Origin of the sequence: Methanobacterium alcaliphilum (assembly GCF_023227715.1) — an archaeon.
In the GTDB taxonomy this organism is placed as follows: Archaea; Methanobacteriota; Methanobacteria; order Methanobacteriales; family Methanobacteriaceae; genus Methanobacterium_E; species Methanobacterium_E alcaliphilum.
In genome coordinates this window covers 38,183-62,828 of the sequence record NZ_JALKIF010000004.1, presented here as the reverse complement: position 1 = coordinate 62,828, position 24,646 = coordinate 38,183, and the positions used below count along the sequence as shown (strand labels likewise).

The 24,646-nt window shown below is 33.5% G+C and carries 27 protein-coding genes; 19 read left to right on the top strand and 8 right to left on the bottom strand.

Annotated features, from left to right (window positions below):
* Nucleotides 1–7: 7 nt before the first annotated feature.
* Complete coding sequence (locus MXE27_RS03775; RefSeq protein ID WP_248611072.1) at nucleotides 8–679, bottom strand: DUF4013 domain-containing protein; 672 nt, start codon at nucleotides 677–679, stop codon at nucleotides 8–10.
* A 632-nt stretch (nucleotides 680–1,311) separates the two neighbouring features.
* On the opposite strand from MXE27_RS03775, the gene MXE27_RS03770 reads away from it, so the two are divergent.
* Entirely contained in the window at nucleotides 1,312–1,749 is a 438-nt protein-coding gene (locus MXE27_RS03770) for a hypothetical protein (RefSeq protein WP_248611071.1), read from the top strand.
* A gap of 95 nt (nucleotides 1,750–1,844) precedes the next feature.
* On the opposite strand, the gene MXE27_RS03765 is transcribed toward MXE27_RS03770, so the two are convergent.
* Entirely contained in the window at nucleotides 1,845–2,966 is a 1,122-nt protein-coding gene (locus MXE27_RS03765; protein WP_248611189.1) for a CARDB domain-containing protein, read from the bottom strand.
* On the opposite strand from MXE27_RS03765, the gene MXE27_RS03760 reads away from it, so the two are divergent.
* Nucleotides 2,923–3,321: a hypothetical protein gene (locus tag MXE27_RS03760; RefSeq protein ID WP_248611070.1), complete on the top strand. Its 399-nt coding sequence runs from the start codon at nucleotides 2,923–2,925 to the stop codon at nucleotides 3,319–3,321. The two genes, MXE27_RS03765 and MXE27_RS03760, sit on opposite strands and share 44 nt — an antisense overlap.
* On the opposite strand, the gene MXE27_RS12025 is transcribed toward MXE27_RS03760, so the two are convergent.
* On the bottom strand, nucleotides 3,274–3,525 hold the full coding sequence (locus tag MXE27_RS12025; protein WP_425438268.1) for a PAS domain S-box protein: 252 nt from the start codon (nucleotides 3,523–3,525) through the stop codon (nucleotides 3,274–3,276). The two genes, MXE27_RS03760 and MXE27_RS12025, sit on opposite strands and share 48 nt — an antisense overlap.
* A 150-nt stretch (nucleotides 3,526–3,675) precedes the next feature.
* On the opposite strand from MXE27_RS12025, the gene hisF reads away from it, so the two are divergent.
* From hisF to MXE27_RS03740, 4 genes are all read left to right on the top strand, one after another.
* Complete coding sequence (hisF, locus tag MXE27_RS03755; RefSeq protein WP_248611069.1) at nucleotides 3,676–4,500, top strand: imidazole glycerol phosphate synthase subunit HisF; 825 nt, start codon at nucleotides 3,676–3,678, stop codon at nucleotides 4,498–4,500.
* A gap of 74 nt (nucleotides 4,501–4,574) precedes the next feature.
* Nucleotides 4,575–5,066, top strand: coding sequence for a hypothetical protein (locus tag MXE27_RS03750; RefSeq protein WP_248611068.1), 492 nt, complete (start codon nucleotides 4,575–4,577; stop codon nucleotides 5,064–5,066).
* 227 nt (nucleotides 5,067–5,293) lie between these two features.
* Nucleotides 5,294–8,002 (top strand): cation-translocating P-type ATPase, encoded by a 2,709-nt coding sequence (locus MXE27_RS03745; protein ID WP_248611067.1) that lies wholly within the window; start codon nucleotides 5,294–5,296, stop codon nucleotides 8,000–8,002.
* Nucleotides 8,003–8,145: 143 nt separating this feature from the next.
* Nucleotides 8,146–8,685 (top strand): class I SAM-dependent methyltransferase, encoded by a 540-nt coding sequence (locus tag MXE27_RS03740; RefSeq protein ID WP_248611066.1) that lies wholly within the window; start codon nucleotides 8,146–8,148, stop codon nucleotides 8,683–8,685.
* A 231-nt stretch (nucleotides 8,686–8,916) separates the two neighbouring features.
* On the opposite strand, the gene MXE27_RS03735 is transcribed toward MXE27_RS03740, so the two are convergent.
* Nucleotides 8,917–9,924, bottom strand: a complete 1,008-nt coding sequence (locus tag MXE27_RS03735; RefSeq protein WP_248611065.1) for an AI-2E family transporter — start codon at nucleotides 9,922–9,924, stop codon at nucleotides 8,917–8,919.
* A 149-nt stretch (nucleotides 9,925–10,073) separates the two neighbouring features.
* Here MXE27_RS03735 and MXE27_RS03730 point away from each other — a divergent pair, with 149 nt between their 5' ends.
* Together MXE27_RS03730 and MXE27_RS12020 are read left to right on the top strand one after the other, a co-directional pair.
* The gene (locus MXE27_RS03730) at nucleotides 10,074–11,330 is read left to right on the top strand and encodes a chloride channel protein (RefSeq protein ID WP_248611064.1); all 1,257 of its coding nucleotides are present in this window, start codon (nucleotides 10,074–10,076) and stop codon (nucleotides 11,328–11,330) included.
* A 190-nt stretch (nucleotides 11,331–11,520) separates the two neighbouring features.
* Nucleotides 11,521–11,739: a CPBP family glutamic-type intramembrane protease gene (locus tag MXE27_RS12020; protein WP_425438267.1), complete on the top strand. Its 219-nt coding sequence runs from the start codon at nucleotides 11,521–11,523 to the stop codon at nucleotides 11,737–11,739.
* Between the two features lie 177 nt (nucleotides 11,740–11,916).
* Here MXE27_RS12020 and MXE27_RS03720 read toward each other — a convergent pair whose 3' ends face one another.
* Nucleotides 11,917–12,246: a rhodanese-like domain-containing protein gene (locus MXE27_RS03720; protein WP_248611062.1), complete on the bottom strand. Its 330-nt coding sequence runs from the start codon at nucleotides 12,244–12,246 to the stop codon at nucleotides 11,917–11,919.
* A gap of 147 nt (nucleotides 12,247–12,393) precedes the next feature.
* Here MXE27_RS03720 and MXE27_RS03715 point away from each other — a divergent pair, with 147 nt between their 5' ends.
* From MXE27_RS03715 to MXE27_RS03695, 5 genes are all read left to right on the top strand, one after another.
* Nucleotides 12,394–13,188, top strand: a complete 795-nt coding sequence (locus tag MXE27_RS03715) for an acetoacetate decarboxylase family protein (protein ID WP_248611061.1) — start codon at nucleotides 12,394–12,396, stop codon at nucleotides 13,186–13,188.
* A 15-nt stretch (nucleotides 13,189–13,203) separates the two neighbouring features.
* On the top strand, nucleotides 13,204–14,040 hold the full coding sequence (locus MXE27_RS03710) for an SDR family NAD(P)-dependent oxidoreductase (protein WP_248611060.1): 837 nt from the start codon (nucleotides 13,204–13,206) through the stop codon (nucleotides 14,038–14,040).
* 26 nt (nucleotides 14,041–14,066) lie between these two features.
* Nucleotides 14,067–15,335: a DUF308 domain-containing protein gene (locus MXE27_RS03705; protein ID WP_248611059.1), complete on the top strand. Its 1,269-nt coding sequence runs from the start codon at nucleotides 14,067–14,069 to the stop codon at nucleotides 15,333–15,335.
* A gap of 96 nt (nucleotides 15,336–15,431) precedes the next feature.
* Nucleotides 15,432–15,758, top strand: coding sequence for a heavy metal-binding domain-containing protein (locus MXE27_RS03700; RefSeq protein WP_248611058.1), 327 nt, complete (start codon nucleotides 15,432–15,434; stop codon nucleotides 15,756–15,758).
* 20 nt (nucleotides 15,759–15,778) lie between these two features.
* On the top strand, nucleotides 15,779–17,218 hold the full coding sequence (locus tag MXE27_RS03695) for a heavy metal-binding domain-containing protein (RefSeq protein WP_248611057.1): 1,440 nt from the start codon (nucleotides 15,779–15,781) through the stop codon (nucleotides 17,216–17,218).
* A 35-nt stretch (nucleotides 17,219–17,253) separates the two neighbouring features.
* Here MXE27_RS03695 and afpA read toward each other — a convergent pair whose 3' ends face one another.
* Complete coding sequence (gene afpA, locus MXE27_RS03690; RefSeq protein ID WP_248611056.1) at nucleotides 17,254–17,817, bottom strand: archaeoflavoprotein AfpA; 564 nt, start codon at nucleotides 17,815–17,817, stop codon at nucleotides 17,254–17,256.
* Between the two features lie 234 nt (nucleotides 17,818–18,051).
* On the opposite strand from afpA, the gene MXE27_RS03685 reads away from it, so the two are divergent.
* The 5 genes from MXE27_RS03685 to MXE27_RS03665 all read left to right on the top strand — a co-directional run bounded on the left by MXE27_RS03685 (nucleotide 18,052) and on the right by MXE27_RS03665 (nucleotide 21,958).
* The gene (locus tag MXE27_RS03685; RefSeq protein ID WP_248611055.1) at nucleotides 18,052–18,438 is read left to right on the top strand and encodes a Fur family transcriptional regulator; all 387 of its coding nucleotides are present in this window, start codon (nucleotides 18,052–18,054) and stop codon (nucleotides 18,436–18,438) included.
* A 69-nt stretch (nucleotides 18,439–18,507) separates the two neighbouring features.
* A complete protein-coding gene (locus MXE27_RS03680; RefSeq protein ID WP_248611054.1) occupies nucleotides 18,508–19,050 on the top strand; it encodes a PadR family transcriptional regulator in 543 nt (180 codons plus the stop codon).
* A gap of 471 nt (nucleotides 19,051–19,521) precedes the next feature.
* Entirely contained in the window at nucleotides 19,522–20,298 is a 777-nt protein-coding gene (locus MXE27_RS03675; RefSeq protein ID WP_248611053.1) for a GAP family protein, read from the top strand.
* Nucleotides 20,299–20,312: 14 nt separating this feature from the next.
* A complete protein-coding gene (locus MXE27_RS03670; RefSeq protein ID WP_248611052.1) occupies nucleotides 20,313–21,299 on the top strand; it encodes a DNA glycosylase in 987 nt (328 codons plus the stop codon).
* A 44-nt stretch (nucleotides 21,300–21,343) separates the two neighbouring features.
* Nucleotides 21,344–21,958, top strand: coding sequence for a hypothetical protein (locus tag MXE27_RS03665; protein ID WP_248611051.1), 615 nt, complete (start codon nucleotides 21,344–21,346; stop codon nucleotides 21,956–21,958).
* Nucleotides 21,959–21,960: 2 nt separating this feature from the next.
* Here MXE27_RS03665 and MXE27_RS03660 read toward each other — a convergent pair whose 3' ends face one another.
* Nucleotides 21,961–22,236, bottom strand: a complete 276-nt coding sequence (locus MXE27_RS03660; protein ID WP_248611050.1) for a hypothetical protein — start codon at nucleotides 22,234–22,236, stop codon at nucleotides 21,961–21,963.
* Nucleotides 22,237–22,407: 171 nt separating this feature from the next.
* Here MXE27_RS03660 and MXE27_RS03655 point away from each other — a divergent pair, with 171 nt between their 5' ends.
* Nucleotides 22,408–22,947 carry a GAF domain-containing protein gene (locus tag MXE27_RS03655; protein ID WP_248611049.1) on the top strand — a complete coding sequence of 180 codons (540 nt, stop codon included), beginning with the start codon at nucleotides 22,408–22,410 and terminating at the stop codon, nucleotides 22,945–22,947.
* Nucleotides 22,948–22,950: 3 nt separating this feature from the next.
* Here MXE27_RS03655 and MXE27_RS03650 read toward each other — a convergent pair whose 3' ends face one another.
* Nucleotides 22,951–24,633: a carotenoid 1,2-hydratase gene (locus MXE27_RS03650; protein ID WP_248611048.1), complete on the bottom strand. Its 1,683-nt coding sequence runs from the start codon at nucleotides 24,631–24,633 to the stop codon at nucleotides 22,951–22,953.
* Nucleotides 24,634–24,646 lie beyond the last annotated feature (13 nt).

The following is a 24,646-nucleotide window of genomic DNA, read 5'->3' as shown; positions in this document are numbered from 1 at the left end:
TTGGCCTCTAAACGGAATTATTCAATTTTTTGGGATATATTAGTCCTGTGAATCTGGATTCGAATGTAAATAGGTAGGTATAGACTACTAAAGTCACTACAATAAATCCTATGGCATATGATCCCGTGTAAATTTTAAGTATTTCTGTTACATATTTTATTAATAAATTCAGCACTTCCCCCAAGAGAGTGAAAATAGTAATTAATGCTAGGTATTTAGCTCCACCTACTCTGGAAATAAATCTAAATATTTTTTTAAAATTAAAGGCACTTTTAAATTGTTTTTCATGGGCCATATTGGCTAAACACATTATATAAATGCTGTTAATAATTATTGTAAAAACAGCTTCAATAACCAGGATAAAGTTGCTATCTAATTGAATGTAAGATGAAATTATGGGATTTATTATCCATAACAATGCATAAAATACAATTCCAAATATTATTCCCAGTGCTAAGAATTTTAATCCATCCATTAACAGTTTTTTAAAGTCACTAAAATCTGGGTGTTCTTTTTGTCTGTGGGTACTGCATTCAACTATTCTTAATAAATACCCACATGCCATAATGCCGGGAATAATTAAAAAACTGGTTAAAAAAAGTAACAGTAATGTAAAATATTTTTTTAAATCTGTAAAAGGATAACTAATAGAATCCACTAAAATTTCACTAAAATACATAATTGATCTCCTACAATGTGTTATTATCAATTTGAGTAGAAGTCATATAAGCTTAGCGATGAAAAAAATATTTTTAAATACGTTCTTTATATTCCATTTCCTGGAATTTAATGGTAAATTTAGTCCCTTGAGAAGAATTTAAGTTTATTGCACCGTCTATCTGTTTTACTAAACTGTAAACTAATTGAAGGCCTAAACTGCTAATTTCGTCGAGGTTAGGTGGTTACTCACCTACACAGTCCAGTAAACCATCAACTTTGACATACTTTTTTAATATAAATTAATAATTTTATTCTCATTCCAATTTCAATTTTACAAAAAAGCAACAACCTGTTTTTAGTGATAATATGTTTTCAGAAAAAATATAAAATCTAATTATTACTAAAAATAAAAATATGAATACATTAAAAGAATTCAAAACCTGGTTAAAATAAACCAACAATAAATGCCAGGACCCAGATCTAAAATACTTCATAAATATAATAGAAATGTACGAAGAAGAAAAAAGCTATTGATTATTGTTAGTTTCATGTTCCATGTTTAATCAACTAAAAAAAAACCCATATAAATAAAAATAATGATATAAAATACGAATTATTAATTAAAATACTTTTTAAGGGGAGTAATTTTTAATGAATAAACCAAAATTGATAACAATAATAGGATTATTTATTTTACTAATAATAGTATCTGGTTGTACTTATCCATCTACAAGCCAAGTAACAGTGGGAAACAGTACTTTTCAACTCACAAGTGACTGGCATTATATTTTAAATAGAAATAATACAAATGACACAAGAATAATTATAAATTCCGGGGAAAAAAATATAATTGTACAACAATACCCTGATATAAATAGCTATCAAATAAATAGTGAGAATAATAACTTAACTACAACCATAAATGGTACAATCTGCAAATGCAGCTATATACCGCCTGCGGCAATTTGGTTTGAAAAAAATAACAAATATTACAGTATAAACTATATACCCAATAAACATGACGGTTCACCAAAAAATGGAACTCAAGCCAGACCCTATTTTGAAGAAATAATAAGCACTTTAAAATAAAAAAATATTAGAGAGAGCTTAGTCTTTAAATGTTTTAAAAAAACATTGCTGAATATTTTTTAAAAAATAAGAATAATTTAATGAAATTATTCTTTTTATTTTATTTCGAATCCTTCTATGAATGTTTTTAGTAGTCCGCTGCTTCCAAGTGTTGGTTTTGTTCGTATATGTACTTTAAAGTATTTGTAGTATCCTGATCCACTTGCCCAGTGTGCTACTTCATATTCGCTGGTATTAGCGCCACAATATACATAGGGATTAGAGAAAGCCGATGTCCATGGTCCATCTGAGGAATTAGAAAAAGATAACCAAATTGCTCCATATGGATACCATGCTTGGAATCCAACATCACTATATACTGGATCCGTAGTTTTAAATACAAATGTAGGGGTTCTGGCGCCGGGGTTTAGATATACTGGTTCATCTGCTTCATAATAGTATGTTGCAGCACTATATCCGTTAGGATCACTAGTTGATGGGAACATTTCTGTGTTATATAAATGCATTTTTTCTTTTTCTACATCAATTGTTTTAGTGTCATTATTATTGGTTTCATTAGATTCAGTTACCTCACCTAGTGAATCGACAAAAACTCTAAGAACATGTTCACCATTAGTTGATGGTGTCCAATTAAATTTTATTTTACTAGTTGAATTTTCTAGTAATCCTTGTACTCGTTGCGTTCCTATAATTGTAAAGTTCATATCGTTATTTTCATCAGGTGATGAACAATTTTCTAATAAAGTTACTTGGAAATCACCTGTACCTTCAGATTCATTATTTGTTATGTCAACTGAAACGTTAGTTAATTTGTTTTTGTATACTTTTTCTGGAACTTCTAACTTAGGTTTAAGGTCTGGTAATGCAACTGTTACATTAGCAAAATCATCATTATTTGTTTCATTTGTTTCTATTGTAACATTTTCTGAATCTGCAACAACTTTTAAAAGATGTTTACCTCCTGAATTTGGAGTCCAATTGAAAGATACATCTTCACTAGAAGGATATAACACACCATCATCTTTACCACATAAAGCCAATACCGTTTTTTGATCCACTAAAACAAATTTAGGTGGTGTATCTCCATCAGCAGGTGTTGTGTTCTCATATAATGATACTTTAAATGGTCCACATGCACCTAATCCTTCATTATAAACAGTTGAATCACCAGATTTGACTAATCTTAAAAAAGCAGGATCTGCTTTAGGTGGTGGAATTCTTTTAGGTCCTGTTGGTGCAATTGCAGGTTATGCATTAGTTAAAAAAGAAGATAAACCTAAAATTAAACAAAAAGTTGTAAATAACGACCATGATTTTAAAAGATCTTATATCGAAATTCATGATTATAAAATTGATGTTAAGAGTAAAAAAACGAATACATGGCCTATTCTTTTTGATAATATTCATTCAATTAGTTATTCTGAAGACTCAAATAGTTTTGAAGTCATAAGGACTGATGAAAGTTGTTATCATTTTGTAAATGAAACAAATGATTCTGAATTTACTGAAAAATTATTTGATAACTTACAAACTAAATTTAATGCATATATTGTAAAGAATCCTGTTAATTAATCTTATGCAAATGAGAAATAGAAGAAGGATGGTATTCAGCTTTTTATGTAGAATTTCATCATCGAGATATCCAAAAATTTCCTTAAAACAAGTGTTAGTTTTTAAAATTTCTCCTTTAGGAGATGTAAGTAAAATAGCATTCACACTATTTTCAAAAATTAGTTCATATAATTCTGGGTCCGGATTATTATCCCTGTGGCTCATAGTCCCCCCTAAAATAATTATGATTAATGTATAATTATGACATTATATTAAAATAAGACTTACTATTATTTTCAAACACCCATAAAATCCATTATAAATAAAACATTTAACTAACATTTATTATTGAATAAGTTTCACAGGAGATTACTCATGCTTGCCAAAAGAATTATTCCATGCTTAGACTGCGACCTTCAAGTACCTCACGGAAGGGTAGTAAAAGGTGTAGAATTCAAACAAATAAGATATGCTGGTGAACCAGTGGATCTGGCCACTAAATACTATGAAGATGGAGCAGATGAAATAGTGTTCCTGGATATAACTGCCTCCCACGAGCGAAGAGAGACCATGGCTGATGTAATTAGGGCCACCACTGAAAATGTATTCGTGCCTATCTGTGTGGGTGGGGGTATCAGAAAACCAGAAGACTATGTTAATATGCTCAAAGCTGGAGCAGATAAATGTTCCACCAATACAGCAGCTATCCACAACCCTGATTTAATTAATGAAGCATCTAAAGTTGTGGGGTCTCAGGCATGCGTCATTGGAATCGATGCCAAAAGAAGATACATCCAAGATGAGAGCGAGGCCAAAGACAAGATAATTGTGGAAACCGATAAAGGTCTGTGCTGGTTTGATTGCAGTATATATGGTGGTCGAGAATTTACAGGAATGGATGCTATCGCCTGGGCCATGGAATGTGAAGACCGCGGTGCTGGGGAGATTCTTTTAACATCAATGGATAGGGACGGTACCAAAGATGGTTATGACCTTGAATTAACCCGAACTATAAGTGAAAGTGTGGACATTCCTGTCATTGCCTCGGGTGGTGTAGGTAACCCACAACATATCATGGAAGCTTTCACTTTGGGCAAAGCAGATGCTGCTTTAGCTGCAAGTATATTCCACTTTGATGAGTATCCAGTACCAATAGTGAAGGGCTTCTTGAAGGAAAATGGTGTTGTGGTCAGAGAGTAATTTTTTATTTTTTGAATAGATTAATTAATACTGGCGATCTTAATATACTAACAGTGAGTAATCAGGCGATCTAATTGCAAAAACGAAAACACATTTTCCTTGACGAAAACGCTAAAATCGAGCGTATGGAAAGGAAAATTAAAAAATACGAGAGATACAAGCCACACAAACTGAAAACTGCTGAAGAAGACTTCAGATTGCAGGAAAAATTAGCTATGCTTAGTGTGGTTGCTAGTAATTTCATGATGACTGGCCACAGTCCAACCCTGGTTTTAACCAAAAGGGAAGAAGGAGACGAGATACTCATGCCAGTGGGTGGAGGTCAAAAAGATAGAGCCAAGGAGATCATATGCAAAGCAGATTTTCGTAAACTCTATCGGGGAGGAAAAGGTAGAAAAACCGATCCTTTAATGATAGTAACAGCCATCTGCATGTATGTCATGCGGAAGGACAATCCTCGAAGAGGGGATATTAGGTATTCTAATGATTTTATTAGTAAAACTGGCGTAACTAAGGAAATTTATCAGCATATAAGCCAGAAATTAGATGATTTTCAGAATTCTTAAGGGGCATATTTGCAATACTGGGCAAAAATCCAAGTTTGTTTTTTATTCCCGTATCTTGCGCTATTGAATCAGATAATTAATTGAAAAATTAAAGTGAAATCTATTTTTTTAACTTGTCTTTGTATTTGGAATAAAAAGCAGTTTATTACTATTCTATGGATCAGATTGTTAATTGCTAATATAATTCACAAAATTATATAATCTTATTTTAACAAAAAATATTGTTAATGTCCAGAAAAACTGAATGGTACCAGATGTCCCTGGAGAAAACTTTTAATATTTTAAAATCTAGTGAAAAAGGACTAACCTCGGATGAAGCAAGTAAAAGACTGAAAAAGTACGGATACAATGAAATCACTTTTAAGAAAATCAGCCCCATTTTAAGATTTCTCAAACAGTTTAATAATCCTCTAATCTATGTTTTAATTGTCGCGGCTATAGTTACTGCTCTACTGGGAGAGTTAATTGATGTAGGGGTTATTTTAGGAGTAGTAATTGCTAATGCCACAATTGGATTTATCCAGGAAGGCAAAGCAGAATCCTCCATTGAAGCTTTAGAGAAAATGATGGTCCATGAATGTCAAGTGCTCCGTGATGGAGAGAAAGTGACCATTCCATCTCGATTGTTAGTACCCGGGGATGTAGTTCTACTGGAAAGTGGAACCAAAATACCCGCGGACTTGCGAATATTCCAATCTAAAAATTTACACGCGGATGAAGCATCCTTAACTGGGGAGTCTATGCCGGTCCGTAAAAACTATAAATCAATCCCTATTGACGATCTTTCTCCGGGTGATCAAAAATCGATAGCTTTCAACGGAACATTCATCACTCAGGGGTCTGGGGTGGGAGTGGTTGTAGCTACTGGTGAAAAAACAGATATGGGTAAAATAGCCACGATCATGATGGAAACTAAACAAATCATGACTCCTCTCATGAAAAAAATGGAGAGGTTTACTGAGATCCTTGTCATAAGCATTCTTTTCATTGCTTTGTTAAATTTTTTATTATCTTTTTACTTTGGGTATGGTATTATTTATTCTTTCATGGCATCTGCTTCACTTGCTGTGGCGGTTATTCCTGAAGGATTACCTGCTGTTTTAACCATAGCTTTAGCTTTTGGTGTAAAAAAAATGGCGAATAAAAATGTTCTAATAAGAAAATTACCTTCAGTCGAAGCATTGGGCCATGCCACGGTAATATGCTCTGATAAAACAGGAACACTTACAAAAAACCAGATGACAGTTCTGCGTGTTTATTGTGGAAACAAAACTTACCATGTCAGTGGAAAGGGATATGCTCCTCAGGGAGATTTTCTTTTAAATGAAAAAATGATTAATGCATCCGACCACGGAGAACTTATTAAAACCCTTCAAGCAGGGTTAATGTGCAATAACGCATCTTTAGTCAAAAATGATAATTATAATGTAATAGGCGATCCTACTGAAGGCGCATTAATTGTTTCGGCATTCAAAGCTAATGTTAAAGAAAAATTTGGCCGCCTAGATGAAATACCATTCCAATCACAAAATCAGTTCATGGCCACTCTTCATCGAGGGAATGGAAAAAATATGATTTATGTAAAAGGATCTCCGGAAAAAATATTGAAAATGTGCAAAAAACAACTTGTCAATGGGGAAAAAAAACTTTTAGAATATGATAAAATATCCACTATTGCGGATAGTTTAGCAAAAGATGCCTTAAGAGTTTTAGGATTTGCTTATAAATCAGTACCATCTAGTCAAACCAAAATCCATAAGGAAGATATGCATAAACTAATTTTTCTAGGGCTCCAAGGAATGATGGATCCTCCTCGAGAAGAAGTTATGGGGGCTATCCAGAAATCAGGGGATGCTGGTATCCGGACGGTTATGATCACAGGGGACCATGCTTTAACTGCCCGAGCTATTAGTGAATATTTGGGTATTGGTGTTGGAGAAAAATCCCTTATCACAGGTAAAGAGTTATCTAAAATGAGCATTGAGGAAATTTACCAAATTGTGGATAAAATTTCTGTGTACGCTCGGGTGGCTCCAGAACATAAATACACCATAACCACTCAACTGCAAAAAAAGGGAGAAATCGTAGCAGTAACAGGGGATGGGGTTAATGATGCTCCTGCATTGAAAGCAGCAGACATAGGCATAGCTATGGGAATAACTGGAACTGATGTAAGTAAAGAAGCCTCTGACATGGTTCTAGCAGATGACAATTTTGCCAGTATAGTGAATGCTATTGAAGAAGGAAGATACATTTTTGAAAATATACGGAAGGTCATACTTTATTCTCTGGCGGCCAATGGGGGGCAGGGGCTAATAATATTGAGCTCGGTACTACTCATCCCAATCATACCTCTTTTTTTCGTGACACTACCATTAGAACCGGTTCAGATTTTATGGATAAATCTTTTTGACTCATTATTTTTAGCTTTACCTTTAATTAAGGAACCAAAAGAAAAAGGACTACTTAAATATCCTCCTCGAGATCCTAAAGAACAGATAGTAAATTCACTATTTTTAAGAAAAGTAGGCATAGTTTCATTTGCTATGGCGTTCGGGGCATTATCCATATTTCTTATATTTGGAATGCCTGCCCTTAATCCGCTAAATGAATTATTGATTAATCAAGCCCAAACTGCTGCTTTTACCACTGTTATTCTGGTACATATATTTTATTTGATTACGGCCCGATCCCTATATGATTCAGCATTCAGCTTCAGCCCAGTATCTAATAAATGGCTTATAGTGGGAATAATATCTATTTTAATTTCCTTGCTAATGATTATTTACTTCCCCCCATTGGAAATTATATTTAGAACAACAGCCATACCTTTTGAATGGTGGCCGTTAATCATATTATTCGCTCTTCCAGGGTTTATATTAATTGAAATGGAAAAATGGATTTTTAAATTAAGAAAAACTAAAAAAAAGGATTAACATTAATAAATAATTTGTGATAGTCTATATCTATGTGATGTCCATAAATATGGGCTATTTTTCAAGTTAATTATTTTTATTTAAGTTAGATTTCCATAATCCCGTCACGAAAATATATACTACTATGACTATTAGGTGATCACTTGCCCAAAGAAAAAATGTCCAACACATCCTTTCGCTTTATGAATTTAACTTTTAAGATAATGGATTTTATTCACCCTTATATCAAAAAAAGGGTTAAAACTTTTGATATAAAGTCCGGTATGACTGTGGTTGATTATGGCTGTGGTCCGGGCAGATATACCACTGAATTTGCTAATTTGGTAGGAAAAGATGGAAAAGTCTATGGGGCCGATATCCATGATCTGGCAGTAAACCATACAAAAGAAAAAGCCCATAATATGGGCCTTAACAATGTAGAAACTGTCCTAGTCAAAGGATATGACTGTCCCCTCTCAGATGAAGTTGCAGATAGAGTGTGCGCTTTGGACATGTTTTTCATGATTCGAGAACCTAATAAGTTTCTAAATGAACTTAATAGGATCACTAAAGAGGATGGCCTGTTGATAATTGATGATGGTCATCAAAAAAGAATCAAAACCTTAGAAAAAATAAATGATTCTGGATACTGGGAGATTATGGAAGAAACTAATGATCATTTAAAGTGCAAACCTATAAAATAAGTTATAATATATTTATTTCATTTTCTAAGCAAATTTTTTAAAAATACAGAATAAAATGAATTTTTTAATAAAAATAAGCAATTCTATCCAAATTCATATTTTTTGATAGGTCGCTCTATATAGTGATATCAAAAATATCAACTACTTTTCTAAAAATTAAATTATACATAATTGCTTTATCGAAGTTTTTCTAATTTTACATGATATATGATTCCTATTTGAATTAAAGTTTTAATCAGCTTTTTCTTCTTTAGTTTTCTCTTTTGGTTCGTCGTCTGTAGTCATCACCATAGCTATCCAGCGAGTTTCCTCAAAGTTTTCCAGGTATTTGATAACTACCAGAGTTAAAGGCACAGCTAGGAACATCCCTGCAAATCCCATAATCCATCCCCAGATGAATAAGGAGACGAAAACCACATAAACAGACATTTGAAGCCCTTTACCCGTAAGTTTGGGGAATATATAACTTTCGGCAATGGTATTCACTATTACAAATAATGCAGTTATGCCCAGGGCACCCCATATTCCGTATTTAACCCATGCTACTATGATAGGGAGTATAGCGGCTATTATAATTCCAATATATGGTATAAATCCTAATATGAATGTGACTATTCCCCAAAGAATTGCGAAATTAATATCAAATAACCAAAAAATACCCACAAATCCTATTGCGGCCCAAAAGTTTACTTTTATTCGGATTACAAAATATTCAATAAAATCATTAACTAATTCAAAGGTATGTTTTAAGGCAGGACTGTTTTTTCCAAAGCCTTTTTCAAGTCTTGATTTCACATAAGGCAGTTCATATATCAAAAATATAACTGCGAATATTAGGAAAAATCCCAGTTCCACAGCTCCAGCAATATTGTCTAAGGGTAAATTAGATACAATAAATTTGAGAATCTGATTGGCGTAAGTAGCCAGGAAAGAATCAGAAGGAATGGATAAGCTAGGTAATGCAGCAATTAGCTGATTTAAACTCATGATCATAACTGCTAAAAGGCCCACGCCCAGAATAAATGTTAATGATATAGTTATAAGGACAGAAACATTGTAAGAAAATCCTTTTTTCTTAAGCCACATTAAAAAAGGATAAATAAGTATGCTGATGAAAATAGAAAGAAGTATTGGCCCCAGGATTGGAGTAATGTACTTCATTCCTATGAGTGCTAAAATAATAACTGATATAATAACGATTTGATGTAGAAAAGGTGGTATTTTGTATTCTTCAGCCAAACTTAACCCCCCATTTTTTTCAATTATTAATTATCATATTATTTGATTAAACTCCCATAAATAGAATATATTTGTTATTAATTACAAAATAGGGTAACAGATTATTTAGGAAATATTTCAGACAAAATGGATTGTGGGGTTTTTTTACAATGGAGGATGATTTTAATCTTAAATCTAGAGTTTACTGGAAACGTATGGGCTGGGGACTACTTCTAGGATTTATAAGTGCTATAGGGGCATTTATTTTTATCATGCTCATGGATTTAGGTCAGGGCTTATTCATCGCTAAAATGCCTCTTAACTGGACACCTTTTTCAGGTCCATGGTGGATGATTATTATAATGACTGTAGCTGGTTTATTGGTAGGATTAATTCACAAATTTACTTCAGCACAGCAGTTGGATGTATTTGATGCAGTAAATAATGGAAATATTGATTATAAAGCTGTACCTTCATCACTTCTAGCATCACTTATTTCATTAGTGGGGGGCTTTAGTTTAGGGCCGGAAGTTCCATCAGGGATGCTGGCTGCCGGTCTTGGAAGCTGGGTATCAAAAAAGAAAAATATGGGTCCTGAAATAACAAGAACCAATGTTCTAAGTAGTGTTTCTGGTGCTTATGCAGGGCTTTTTTCATCCCCTTTAGTTGTACTTATCATGCTTTTAGAATCAGACCACAAACAAAATGTAATCTATTATGGAACTCTTTTTATCGCAATACTATCTGCTGTAATCGGATTCAGTATATTTTATTTATTCAATGATTTAAATTATTCTTCACTGTTAGGGATTCTATCTCCGCCGGCCTATGATTTGCATTTATGGCACTTGGGGGCGAGTGTTTTGTTAGGAATAGTGGCAGTTCCATTTGCTCTTCTATTAGTAGTATCTAACCGGATTTTTGCACGGCTGGCAGAACCATTTAATAGGAAACCTGTCTTAAGAAGTATCATAGGTGGATTTGCTTTAGGGGTACTGGCAATTATCATACCATCTAGTATTGGATTGGGAACAGCTGAAATGTCTGTAATAACCTCTCAATCTGCAGAAATTGGAGTTGTACTTCTTCTTGTATTTGCACTGGTTAAAATCATGGCTTTAAGTGGAGCTTTAAACTTCGGATTTATTGGTGGGCCCATATTTCCCATGTTATTTGTAGGGTCATGTATAGGCTCGGCTATTAACTTGCTTTTCCCTCAAATCCCACCCGGCCTAGCATGGGGGTGTATGATAGTTGCGGTACCTGCGGCAATCGTTCCTATACCCATCGCTCTGGGCGCTATTGGTATAGTTATCATTGGATTATCTCCAACTAATGCTTTACCTGTTTTTATATCTGCATTAGTTGCATATTCAATAACACATGGACTTTTAGGGGCAGGCCAAGAAACACCAATTGATTCCTAATTTTTTCATATTTCAAAATTAAATTTTTTTATATAATTCTAAGGATTTTATAAGCAAATTTTTTAAAAATAAATTAATTTTAAACTCTATTTATTAAAATAAGAATTATAAATTAAAATCTTATTTTTTGATAGGTCGCTTTATATAGTGATATCAAAAATATCAACTACTTTTTTAGATTTTATTTAAGATGTATTTCAATTATTTTAAACATCATAAGATGGTATGTAATTTTTCATGTTCGCCCGGAAGGCCATCTAAACTCAGATTATTATTTATTGTACATTTAGTTTTTATCATGACCTGGATCACTCTAAAATCTGGCAGTGTATGGGTTGCAGTGATATTGCATGCCAGTGACAATTTTATTCACTCAAAATATTTTTGTTCCATTAACTGGTCAAATTAGCTTTGTATATGGTGAGTGAATCTGGAATAATCACTCTAGTTGTGATGGGTGCGGATGCAATGTATTTTGGATGATAAGGAATACATGGCCTGATTTAAGAATTAATAAGTCCAGTAAATCTGCAAATGATACATATTCCTAATTTTTTTATTTTTCTTAATTTAATGGATATTGGGATTATTCTGTGTTAAGGGGTAATTTGCTAATTTTCCAAGCAATAAACCCTCCTTGGATATTAAAAGCACCTATAAAACCTGATTCTCTCATTTTATCCATAAAATATCCTCCTCGAACACCACTTTTGCAGTAGATAATATAAGGTTGATTTTTATCCAGTTTTTCCACTTTCCTCTGGAATTGATGACCATCGTAATCTATATTTTCGGCTTTAGGGATGTGTTCTTTTTTATAGTCTTCTTGAGGGCGAATATCCAAAATACTAATTTCTGGGTGTTTTTTAATTAATTGGAGTGCTTCTTGGGGTGAAATAGTTATAAATTGTGACATAATAACTCCTCCTTCTTTACATATATATTGTTTTTTTAATTTTTATTATTGCTCGTAGAAATGGCATTCGGTTAGGAAACAAAAATTTAAGTATTTTCTATAACAAATAAATTTATATTTATTATTGGAAAAAATGGGGTTGATAATGTGTTTAAAGAAGAAGAAGACTTTAAATATGCAATGCCGGTTCATTTTGGCGGGGGAAAATTTGATCCGGATGCAAAAATCATCCAAAAAGCGATAGGCCTGGCCATAAGTTATGAAACAGACAAGGATCTTCTTGAAAATTTCATTCCAGAAGGATTTGAATTATTAAAACCACAGATTGATGTGGCTTTCAATAAATTCACGGAAATAAACTGGATGTATGGTGGACAATATAATCTTATAAATGTCTCAGCGCCGGTAAGGTTTCATGGAAAGAAAGATGATTTAGATGGGGATTATACGTTAGTAGTATGGGAAAACCGAACAGCCCCCATTCTGGGTGGGAGAGAAGAAACTGGAATTCCTAAAATTTTTGCAGATATTGAAGATTTACATATATTAAAGCCTTATTATGCTACAAATGCTAGTTATGAAGGAAACACTTTTTTAAACATGGATTTTGAAGCAACTGATGTAATAGAAGGTGATGATTTAGAACTTTTAAAATCTGAATTTAAAACTATGAATACATTAGGTTGGAGATATATTCCAAAAGTAGGAGCTCCTGGAGCTGATTTAAGTCAATTTGTTTTATACCCTCAGGGTTTGGAACTAGAAAAAGCACAAATTGGCCAAGGCGATTTAAAATGGACAGAATTAACTCCAATGCAGAATCCTGTTCAATCTCATATTATTAATAGTCTAGCTGCTCTTCCGAATAAAAAGATTATTCAATCAGTATTGATTGAAGGAAGAGCTATCCTACGTGCTATGGCTTCTAGGGTAATTGAATAAAGAAGGGGTGATATTATGGGTAATATTGATTATTATGATGGTAAAATTTGTTTGGTGACGGGTGCAAATTCGGGTATTGGATATGCTATAAGCGAAGAACTCTTGAAAAGAGGAGCTATTGTATATATGTTGGGCCGTAACCCTAAAAAGGTTGAAAAAGCCATTGAGCAATTATCCAAATACAAAGATAGAATTCATACTATAATAGCGGATGTAACTATTCAGGAACAAATTGAAAAAGCAATTAAAGACACTGCTGAAGAAGCAGGTAGTTTAGATTTTTTATTTAATAATGCTGGAGTGGGTGGTACTTTACCATTTGAAACTGCCACAATCGAGGATTGGAAAAATATAATCGATGTCAATGTATGGAGTGTAATCTATGGGGTTAATACTGCAGTCCCTATAATGCTAAAGCAGGGGTCTGGCCATATTATTAATACGAGTTCCATTGCCGGTCTTATTCCTCTTCCTTTCCAAGCACTTTATTCTTTTACAAAATTTGGTGTCACTGCTTTGTCAGAATGTCTAAAATATGAGTATGCCGAAAAAAATCTCCGTTTTTCAACTATCTGCCCGTCTAACATAGCAACACCCATTTTTAAAAAATCAATTGACGGGACAGTCCATGACCAAATTAAAATTCCTGACGATGCATATCCTGCTGATAAAGCAGCAAAATTAATCCTCGATAGGGTTTCTGAAAATAAAGGGATTATTGTTGTACCTGAAGACGAACAAATTGATTTTTGGCATAAATATGCAGTTGAGGATCCAGAAGCAGAAGAAACACTGTTAAAATTAGCAGCATATCGACGAGATGCATACGAAAAAGGCGGAAATTACTATTAATGTTGCCCTGAGGGGGAATATTTAATTTGCCATCTACAAAACAGAAGTACATAAAAATGAGAGAGGAATCAGATCTTTCCCTGGAAGTTATACTTATAATTGTTCTAGGAGTATTCATGTTCCTCTTTGGTTCACTTCTTTTTAAAATCCACATGGGTGATTTAGCATATAATCCCGATAGTACCTACGGACTCTTTTTGGTCATTGTATCTTTTCAAATTATAACTATGGGAAAAACGCCTTTTGGGGATTTAAGTCGATCATGGGCCATTATTATAATTGGGGTGCTTGCGGCAGTTCTGGGAATGGTATCTTGTTTCATTCCAGGATATCTATCTGAGTTAGTTCGTATTCTGGTGGGTCTAATTCTTTTCACGGGAGGAATTGCTCTCATGCTACAATTATTCTTCTCAAAAGAAAAAGCAAAGCTGTGGATTAAAGTGCCGGGGATATTAAAGCAATTAATCGTGGCTTGTGCTTTGGTTTATGGAATTACAATTATCGGTGGTTTAATAACATTAATTCCAGGAATAACCACGGACCCTCAAACTGCAGTTATCCTTATTATATATGGGATTAGCTTTTTTTATCTGGCATGGTGCATCCAAAAAGCAACAAGAATATATCCTGAAGAAGAGAAAAAACTTAGCTTAGAAAAAAATCCTTCTAAAAAATTTAGTTTTTTTCAAGAAACATCTCTTCCACTTTCCAGTGCCATAATAATTTTAGTAGGGACGCTTCTAGTGCTTTTAGGAGTTTTGTTATTTCCAGTGACTTCAGGGACAATTCCATTCTCTCCTGATGGCCAACTTGGCCTATTGCTGGTAATTGTTGCCATACAAATGATGGCACTGGGAGAAACACCTATGGGTCAGTATAAACGATCTTGGCTGCTTATAATTGTTGGATTAATATTTGCCGCATTAGGGATAGTTTCATGTATTGTGCCGGGAATTTTGACTGGATTAATTCAGATACTAATCGGGGGATTGAATATTTTTGGAGGGGTTCTGCTTCTTATAAAAAGGTTTTCATCCAGGAATGAAATAAAAAATTCTACTTCTGAAACTTTCATTGTTCCACCCCCTGTAAAAAAGCTAATAGTTACACAAACCATACTTAACATTGTATCAATTATTTTCGGGTTATCAATGCTTTTAGGAGGTATCATTCCAGGATTAGTTGTGGCTGTGGTTTTGGTGATTAATGGAATTTTATTATTTGCATTGATTATTCTGCTCCAAAAGATAACTAACATCAAAATCGAAATGAAAAAAGATGCTTCAGGAGGATAATAAAACATATCTCATTATAAATTTTTTATTAAATTGAGAAATAGAAATTCATTTGATCCTGCAGCTCATAATATTAAATATTAAACAGGTGCTAAAATGTTAATTTTAACCTCACCAACCCTTGAAGGAAAAGAAATAAAGGAATGCCATGGTTTAGTTACAGGGGACGCTCTTTTAGGAGCAAATCTATATAAAGACATGTTCTCTGGAGTGAGAGATGTAGTGGGTGGAAGGACTTCTAAATATGAAGAAGAGCTTAAACATGCTAGAAATATCGCCTTGAAAAGCATGGAAGAAAAAGCAGGAGATAAGGGCGCTAATGCAATAATTGGGACTTTTGTGACCTATCATAATTTGGGAGGAACCATGGGGAACACAATAATGGTCACAGTCTATGGAACTGCAGTTACCTACATGGAGTGATTAATTCCAAGAGGAATTTTATGATGCCTACACTTAAAAAATATTTTATAGAGCAGCGATGGGCACTAATTGCGGTATTTTTAGGTATTTTAGTTGGATTCGGCTCTGCGATTATTTGTATTGCCTGGAATTTAGTTATTTTTGGTTTTAATATAATGTACATTGTTTCGCCATTACTAGCGGGATTTGTTGAAACAATAATTGCTGTAAAAAAGTTTGGTAGAAGTACTGGTGCAATCAGCGCCCTTTTAACATTCATTTTAATAAATACATATGGTTGGTTTGGTCCGGGGTGGATTTTTCCCAAAGAACCTGCAACTCTCTCTTTAATAACTATTATGGCAATAGTACTCACTCTTCAGGCAGCATTCCCTACTGCAATAAATTATATCCTTATTGTGGTGGGTATGGGCACTTTAAGCAAATTCATTGATTTTTTGATAGGGGTACCTTCTATAATAAGCAGAAAAACGATTCCAATCAAAGAAACAGCTAAATTTTCCCAAGCCGATGAAGTTCAATTTAATGAATTAAAGATGCCGATAATACTTAGTCGTCGTGGGAGTGGGATGAAAATAGATAAATATTTGGGTTTAGTTGTCGGAGAAGCAGTTGCAGAAGAAAAAAAGTCAGAAGGGCGAGTTTCAAACATTTTAAAATTGATTACCCCTGTTGAACTGGATGATATAGATTTGACTACTGCTAGGAAAAAGGCTTTATCAAACATGCTAGACGAAGCAGAATCACTTGGGGCGGATATGGTGGAAGAGGTTTCAGTTGATTATCTGACAATGGGAGGTCTGCAAGGCAATGTCACGTTAATCACAGCATTAGGCACAGCTTTAAAAGTTCAAAATAAAATTTTTGATTCAAAAATAGCTGAAGAAGATTTTAAATTAGAAGAAACCAATATCTTACAAAGAGAGGAAAAGATTTCAACTGAGGGTGATAATATCTCTGATAAAATAAATACAAAAGAAGTAGTAGTTGATGAGGAGTTATCCAGCAGAATTGATCAATATATACGAGAAAAGAATAATCCCCCTGTAAAAAATTTGGAACTTGCCACTCAGGCCAAATTTAAGGAATTTGAGAACAGATATGCCAAAATATCTAACGATCTGGAAAAAATGGATCAGCAATTTGATAAATGCGGAGAATATGCTCAAAAACGAATAAATCAGATGTATGACCGCACCAATCTTGCTCATGATTATGGATTAGAAAAAAGAGGGGTTCGAATAAAAGAAGGCATCATAGGCAGAGAGGTCGTTGATGTCAATGCCATGGTGATTGGTAAAGTAAAGGATGTGGATGTAAATCCTAAAACTAAATCATTAGAAGCACTAATAATTGGTAAAGGTGGTATTTTAGGCAGTATCGGAAGTACTGCAAATGAAATTAAAATTCCTTACAATATGGTATTATCTTTTGGGGATAGAATACTCATAAAAAGATGAAGTGAGTAATAGAATTATCATTTAACTCACAAAAATCATGCTTTACCATACAGTTCTTTAAACAAGTTCTCAATGTCCTCTACTTCCTTTAGAATATATGTTTCATACATCTTTTCCAGCCTTCTAACATGTTCCACATCTTCTTTTCTAATAGTAATTTTTAAATCTTTTCCATTAGGAAGTTCAGTTATGGTAACGCCTTCTTCATAGTCTGAAGGCAAGATGTAAATGGGAACATCTGCTTTTTGACCCATAATGGCAGAATTAGAAATCAAGGTATCTCCCATCCGCATTGAAATTTTAGCCACAGTATTAGATGTGGCGGGTGCAATGAGCATGAATTCATATTTACCCACTTGTATCTGCCCGGCTAAAAAGGGAGAATTAGCGTTTATCTCAATCCATATATTATCAAAACTATTTTCAAGCTCATTGGAAATTTCATAATATTTAACTACTTGATCACCTGATTTTGATACAAAAACATCTATTTGAACTTTATCTTCGTACTGCTTTTTTATCCTCTTCATTACTTTCATTACTTCCAGTATTTTATCACCAGCACCGGTGATTCCCCAAGCAACTTTCGGTTTTTTCATTATTAATACCTCCAAATGAGCTAATTTTCAAATAAAGTGTTCCTGTAATATGATATAACTGAACCCTTCAATATTGTGGTTGATAAAGGGTCTTTTAATGCGGCATGAATTTCACCGGCAGCATATTTTTTTTCTTTCAAAATTCATTCCTGCATTGTAGTTCTATATAGAATCCAGTTCTATATAATTCTTTGTTCGATAACCTTTTATTTTATTTGCAACAATAAATTATTCATGGAGCAGAAATTACGTGAACAGAAAATAAAAATCACTCCTCAACGCTTGGAATTGATAAGGAAATTATTAGAACTAAAAGATACTCACCCTTCTTTTAGTGATATATATGATGCGATTAAGTTAGTACAGCCCAGTGTAAGTCGTTCCACGGTTCATGAAAACTTGAAATTATTGGTGGATCTAGGAATAATTAAAAGATTCCATTTTCATGGCCATGTAAGGTATGAAATGAATTTAGAACTTCATGTAAATTTGGTAGATTCATCTGGAGGAATAATGGATGTTCAAAACGATAAAATCAAAAACCATCTCCTGGAAATTCTAAAAATCATGGCAGAAGATGAAGGGATAGATATTAAATCGTTAACAGTACTTATGGAGTAATTTTGCATTAAATTCACTTTAACTAAAATAACCATTAAATTTATTTTTAATAAGAAACACCATCATCTCATGGTAAAAATTTCCAATCAGGAAACAGCGGTGCTGGGGCTGCTTTTTGAACACCATCATTACGCCTATAGAATAGAGGAAATAATGGGAAAAAGAGGGATGGATGCTTGGGTAGATATAGATTACTCTAATATAAATAATATTTTAAAGGAATTAGAATCAAAAAAATTAGTAAAAAGTAGCTGTAGTGAAGATGATCAGTCTAAAACGATTTATCATATAACTAATGAAGGCAAATCTCTTTTTAAGAAATCGATTAGTTCTATATTGTCCAAAAAAGAAAAATTAATATCTTCATTTGACTTGGGGCTGGCGAATATGTTTGCTTTAAGTGAAGACGAATTAATTCCAAGTCTTGAAAACTATTTAAAATCATTGGATGAAAATATACGATCTTTAGAATATGCTGTAGAGTTTCAGGAAAAGAATAACATCCCTATTAATTTCATTGCTATTTTTAAGAGATCTATCAGTATTTTAAGGGCTGAAAAAATATGGCTAATTGATTTTATAGCAAAAATCCAATCCCGTGATGTAAATTAAATTAGAAAATTATAATTTATTCTTTCACATTTCAATAATGTAAATCTGAGTAAATATAGTTTAATCTCGCTTATAATCCATTAATTTTCTATTTAGTGGACTATAAATATTTAAATCACTATAAATTTTATTTTTAATGAGTTATGGACTATTTAATGTGGATTATTATTCGCTTCGCAAATTTAAATAGTAATATGCCCTATATTCATATAAACCTTTAATTATTTCTTTATTCTCTGGAAACACAGTTAGAATGCCTAGTATATGTAAATTCTTTAAACTCTTTTAACTATGATAAATTAATATGGTCTAGTTTTCATTCTGCAGGCTTTTAAAGTCATTTTAACACGATATTTATGGATTACTTCAGTTTATGGATATTAAATATTCTTTAATTTATGGCCCTCAATGATGTTTCATTTAACAATAATGATTTTAGCCACGATTTCCATAATTTAATAATAGTCCTTAATGATCAGGATCATATCATATTGTTCCGTTGTATTAATATTATTTAACAAATCTAGAAAAAATAGTAGTGAGGGGGTTGAAATTGTATTAAATTCAAATATAATCGCCATAACCATACCTTTGGCATGGGCTGCAGCAGTGAGTCCTACAGCGCTCTCTGTTTTTTTGATCATGATGTCTATGGCTGATGATCGAAAACTCGCTGGATTTTCTTTTTATGCAGGGGCACTTTCTGTACTTCTTTTAACATTCATGATAGGATTTTTCATGGGTGATGCCTTAACCAACACAGGACACTCGGATCCTGCTACCATGGCATCTATAGATATATTCTTAGGCGCTATACTGGTTTTACTGGGAATAAAAAGTGGATTTTCAAATGAACACAAGAATAGCTCTACATTAGAATACTTAAAAATTGATGAGAATTCCAACAAATTTCATAAATTCCGACGTTATTTCACAGTGGGTCTTTTAACTTTCTTAATCAACTTTTCCACTGCAATCTTTGTTTTAGCGGCAGGACGGCAAATGGGAGTTGTTAAAGCAGGATGGGGGATGGATATTGCAGCACTACTTCTTTTGATTATAATCACCCTTATTGTTGTGGAAGTACCATTAGTTTTATTCATAGTTTTCCCTAAAAAAGCAGACTATGTAGTAAAACCAATTAACAAATGGCTTTTTAATCATACAAATTGGGTAATGGCTGCTTTTTGCCTGATTATAGGATTAATTATCATGTATAATGGTTTAAATCGCTTAAGGATAGTTTAGTAAAAGGTAGTTATATGAAACATCAATTCAACATAAGTTATAAAAACACAGGGCCTTTTGACTTAAAAAACACCATATACAGTGGTCAAACCAGCCAACCACCGTGGCTGGAGATTCACAATAACTTTAAAGAACTTGTATTGATTGAAAATACGCCTTGCATAATAAAAATACATCACGAAGACAGTAATCCTTATTCAAATATGAATATAATTGCACAATGCAGAGATAATATTCCTAAAAATAGTATAAAATCAAAAATAAGGGAAATATTCAGTTTGAACCATGATATGAATAGATTATATGGATTTTTGGAGAGTGATAGTCAGCTGGCACCTACTGTTGAATTTTGCAGGGGTTTAAGACTTTTCAACGCTCATGATCCATTCGAATGCATCATATCTTCTATATCTTCTGCTAATTGTTCAATTTTGCGTTGGACTCGATCGATAAAAGATATAAAACAAAAATGGGGCGAAAAATATTCTATTGATAATGGAGTTTTTCACTTATTTCCCTCTCCTAATATAATTTCTAAACTTCCTGAAAGCGATCTGGAAGAAATGCAGAGATGTGAAGATAATCTTCCTGAGGGGTTCCAATTCAACAACAATCTTCAGGCATGCGGTGTGGGTTATCGAGCTAAATATATTATTCAAGCAGCAGAAATGATTGAAAATGAAATTTCAATGGAAAAATTGGCAAAAAGAAAGTATGAAGATGCATTTGAAATCATTTTAGAACTACCGGGTGTAGGGCCTAAAGTTGCGGACTGTATTTTACTTTATGGCTTTGGAATGACAGAGGCATTCCCTGTAGATGTGTGGATTAAAAGAATTATTTGTCACCTTTATTTCGATGGAAAAGATGTTTCAGTACCTAAAATAAGGGAATTTGGCATGGAAAGATTTGGTGAATATGCGGGATACACTCAGCTTTATCTCTTCCACTATGCGCGAAAATCAGGGCTTTTAGATAAATTAACACCTGAGAAAAAATAGTAAATTTGGATTTTTTAAAATATATTTTAAGAAACGGTGATTAAATGGGCCAACTGTTCCGGACTTTGAATGAGTTTAGCGAGGTTTCAAACAAATATTATGAAAAGATAAGGGATATTTTAGAGAACGAATACTGTTGGAAGTGCCCGCAGCGATCTACTAGTAATATTATTTCTTGCAAGGAAGTTGATGCATGGATAAGATTAATCATGGCTCTGGAAGATGGACTAAAATCTAAATGGATTAAAGAGGGATATTCTAAAACCCGGATACAGACGATTCAAGGAAAATTCATGGAAAAAAAATCCTTAAAATCTAGAAACCAAAAGAGGTTAATCATTAGACTAAATGAAGATAAAAAACCATACTGCAAAAAGGGGGAATATATAGTATTAAAAGAAGAATTTTTTAATATAAAAAAAGATGATCTGGTTTTAGTATCTCAAATTTGCCCTCTGGCCAAATATTTTTATTTAAAAATCGATTTCATGGATACACCATTCAAAATTGAAAAAGTTAAACGTGTTTTCTATGAACATGGAATAAAATATATTGAGTTTAGTGATGAATCAAGAATAGAATGTTACAAGGTCCAGGGACCTATAACTAATATTTTTTCAAAAAAAGACGCGATTGACAAGGAACTACATTTAAAATAAAATTAAATTAGTTTCAGATATTTCGCTACAAACGCTACAGTCCAGATTAGGCCCATTCCTAAAAGTAAGTAACCTGAAACGCCATTTTCTTTTTTAAAATAGGAATATGCTCCATATAAAACAACACCGATGGTGAATATAAACATCCAAATATTGGGTTGGCTGGTTAAAACAACGTAACTTCCTAAAATAACGCCTGTAATGAATAAAAGAGCGCTCATTTGTTTATAACTTGCCAGCATTTCATCGTAATTTTGATTTTTCCACTTGTCATCCATTTCTCAGAACCCCTCGGGATAATTATTTTTTCTTTTTAATTATATACTTTTTTCATATATAATGTATATTTTTTTGATTTGAGGGCAATGGGGAGAATATTGATAAATTGAAAAATATTTATCTTCATAATGGAATAGGAATAATAAATGGGATGTAAGGAGGAGTGGCATTTGGATAAAACATATGGAATTGCAAATTCTGTTGTAAACGATGTTAATCAAGTTAAAAAACAAATTTCAGATATGTTGCCAATTTATTCTTTTAAAGAAATTTCTGATGTGGTGTTTGAAGAAACAAAACGCCTTACAAACAGCAAATATTGCTATGTTGCATATGTGGACCCTGAAAACAAGGATAGTGTGGGTATTTCCTTCTCACATCTTACGTCTACTTGCCAATATTATGCGGGTTTAGGTGAAGCCAGATTTAAAATTAGAAAAGATGGAACTTATGGAGGCCTTTTGGGCTACTCTCTGGATACTGGCGAATCTTTCTTTACACACGATCCTAAAAATCATCCTGCAGCTCATGGCATACCTCCAGATCATGAAGTAGTGAATCAATTTCTTTCAGTGGCTGTTAAAAAAGGAAAAAATATATTGGGTCAGATCGTGCTGGCAAATTCTTCTCAGGATTATGGCAGAGAACATTTGTATATTGCTGAAGAAATTGCAGAGGTATATGCCGAAGTTATTTTAAGTAAACTATAACCCTCATTTTTCTGCTATAAAATCATTGGGTAGGCCTTGTTCTAAACATTTTTCCAGCACTTTTTTCAGTTTCTTTTGATGTGGGGGCCAGGCCATGTATAATAATCCCCTAATTTTTAACCAAGAGGAAGCTTCTGGAGTTTCCATTAGTTCTTGCATTTCGTGAACGTTTCCCATTCCCGCCAGGTGGAAAATATTGGGATGCGCATTGGCATAATAAACTGATTCTGCAAACCCTTTACCAATCAATTCATCATTTTTGTTTTTTATGTACACTCCGCCCTCAGAATATTGGGCTCCGCTAGCATTGTAGCCGGTTTGCCCTGTTTTAACAATGGGGGTCATTGTGAAGTTGCGTATTTTCTCGGGCACCATTTCATCAAAATTAAATTCCCATCTATCTGGATACCAAGTATTGGTTATAAAATAATGTTCAGGATAAGATGATTTAACACTTTTAATCCATTTATCTATATTTAATGTTCCTTCAATATCAGTCACTGTGTTTTCAGCCGATATTAACTGTCCTCTTACATCAACAGTCATTTTGCCTGGTGATTCTTCTCCAGTTAGCCAGTAAAAGTCCAGGTTTTTATCGGTATGTGGGGCATACATGGTCATTTCGGTATTATCATTAAATTGGGCCATGAACCAATCCCAACCCCTAGAATGTGATGGTTTACTTAAGACACTAGCAGCCCGAACCACTTCGCATCGCGAATTTCCTAAAGGTTCCAGGGCATTGCCCCATTGATGATCGAACCAGAACTTTCCATCAACAAGATTTATTTCTTCCCCATTCAACCTTAGCAAACTTCCTTCTCCCAAAGAAAGGTTGGTAGCAGAGTAATAAAGCGTACCAATATCACAACAACAAGGGAGGCATCCATTTTTGCCTTGAAGGAGGAAATCTTTGTTTGAGGATAATTTAAGGTCAACTTCCATTTCCACTTCAGAGTTGTTGTTGTTTTGATTTACACCCCAAGCCTGAACTCTAAGGGGGAATAAACTATCCTCTTTTTCTGATATAATTCTGTTTTTTCCTGCTTCATAATGGAAAGGATGCTCTGAAAATTTTAAAAGCCCAGTAGTTCCTGCAATTGCAAATGGGCGGCTTTGCCAGTGATCTTCACCAGCTTTGGCCACTGCAAATTGCATCTCAAAAATCTGATTTTCTAGATCACTTAAATTAAAACTATGGGCAATATCTGGAGGTAATAATGAGTATCTGTAAAATGAAACCAGAATTCCATATTCTTGCTTTTGACTATCTCTACAGTTGCCTACAAAGAAATGCCAGCCTACTTGATATCCTAGTTGGGGTGTAAAATCGCGGGGAAATTCTATATTTGATTCTTGAGGGATTTTTTGATAACCTCTGCTGCTATCCATTCCCAAAAGATGGTTCAAAGCATAAGCTTGCATAGAGGTTAAAGAAGCACAATGATTAAGGAGTTTTTCATATCTTTTCTTGTAGCTAGGAGTGAATGAATCTGGATTGTCCAGTAAATTTTGTATTCGGAAGCGCATTCTTTCTCCAAATGCTTCAGCACTGTTTTTGTCACTCAATAAACACTTTTTTATTTCTGCAGGTATTTTATCTTCTTGAAACTCTTTCATCCAAAGAGAAAATGCTATATTATCTTTTGTTAGATCATCAAGATAATCAAATTCATCTTTTTCCATAAATCACCCCTCC

Bases quoted from the DNA above. Each gene is read 5' to 3' on its own strand.
- MXE27_RS03775 (WP_248611072.1), bottom strand. From the start codon at position 679: ATGTATTTTAGTGAAATTTTAGTGGATTCTATTAGTTATCCTTTTACA.
- MXE27_RS03770 (WP_248611071.1), top strand. From the start codon at position 1,312: ATGAATAAACCAAAATTGATAACAATAATAGGATTATTTATTTTACTA.
- MXE27_RS12025 (WP_425438268.1), bottom strand. From the start codon at position 3,525: ATGAGCCACAGGGATAATAATCCGGACCCAGAATTATATGAACTAATT.
- hisF (WP_248611069.1), top strand. From the start codon at position 3,676: ATGCTTGCCAAAAGAATTATTCCATGCTTAGACTGCGACCTTCAAGTA.
- MXE27_RS03745 (WP_248611067.1), top strand. From the start codon at position 5,294: ATGTCCAGAAAAACTGAATGGTACCAGATGTCCCTGGAGAAAACTTTT.
- MXE27_RS03730 (WP_248611064.1), top strand. From the start codon at position 10,074: ATGGAGGATGATTTTAATCTTAAATCTAGAGTTTACTGGAAACGTATG.
- MXE27_RS12020 (WP_425438267.1), top strand. From the start codon at position 11,521: ATGTATTTCAATTATTTTAAACATCATAAGATGGTATGTAATTTTTCA.
- MXE27_RS03720 (WP_248611062.1), bottom strand. From the start codon at position 12,246: ATGTCACAATTTATAACTATTTCACCCCAAGAAGCACTCCAATTAATT.
- MXE27_RS03710 (WP_248611060.1), top strand. From the start codon at position 13,204: ATGGGTAATATTGATTATTATGATGGTAAAATTTGTTTGGTGACGGGT.
- MXE27_RS03700 (WP_248611058.1), top strand. From the start codon at position 15,432: ATGTTAATTTTAACCTCACCAACCCTTGAAGGAAAAGAAATAAAGGAA.
- MXE27_RS03695 (WP_248611057.1), top strand. From the start codon at position 15,779: ATGATGCCTACACTTAAAAAATATTTTATAGAGCAGCGATGGGCACTA.
- afpA (WP_248611056.1), bottom strand. From the start codon at position 17,817: ATGAAAAAACCGAAAGTTGCTTGGGGAATCACCGGTGCTGGTGATAAA.
- MXE27_RS03685 (WP_248611055.1), top strand. From the start codon at position 18,052: ATGGAGCAGAAATTACGTGAACAGAAAATAAAAATCACTCCTCAACGC.
- MXE27_RS03680 (WP_248611054.1), top strand. From the start codon at position 18,508: ATGGTAAAAATTTCCAATCAGGAAACAGCGGTGCTGGGGCTGCTTTTT.
- MXE27_RS03675 (WP_248611053.1), top strand. From the start codon at position 19,522: ATGATCAGGATCATATCATATTGTTCCGTTGTATTAATATTATTTAAC.
- MXE27_RS03670 (WP_248611052.1), top strand. From the start codon at position 20,313: ATGAAACATCAATTCAACATAAGTTATAAAAACACAGGGCCTTTTGAC.
- MXE27_RS03665 (WP_248611051.1), top strand. From the start codon at position 21,344: ATGGGCCAACTGTTCCGGACTTTGAATGAGTTTAGCGAGGTTTCAAAC.
- MXE27_RS03660 (WP_248611050.1), bottom strand. From the start codon at position 22,236: ATGGATGACAAGTGGAAAAATCAAAATTACGATGAAATGCTGGCAAGT.
- MXE27_RS03650 (WP_248611048.1), bottom strand. From the start codon at position 24,633: ATGGAAAAAGATGAATTTGATTATCTTGATGATCTAACAAAAGATAAT.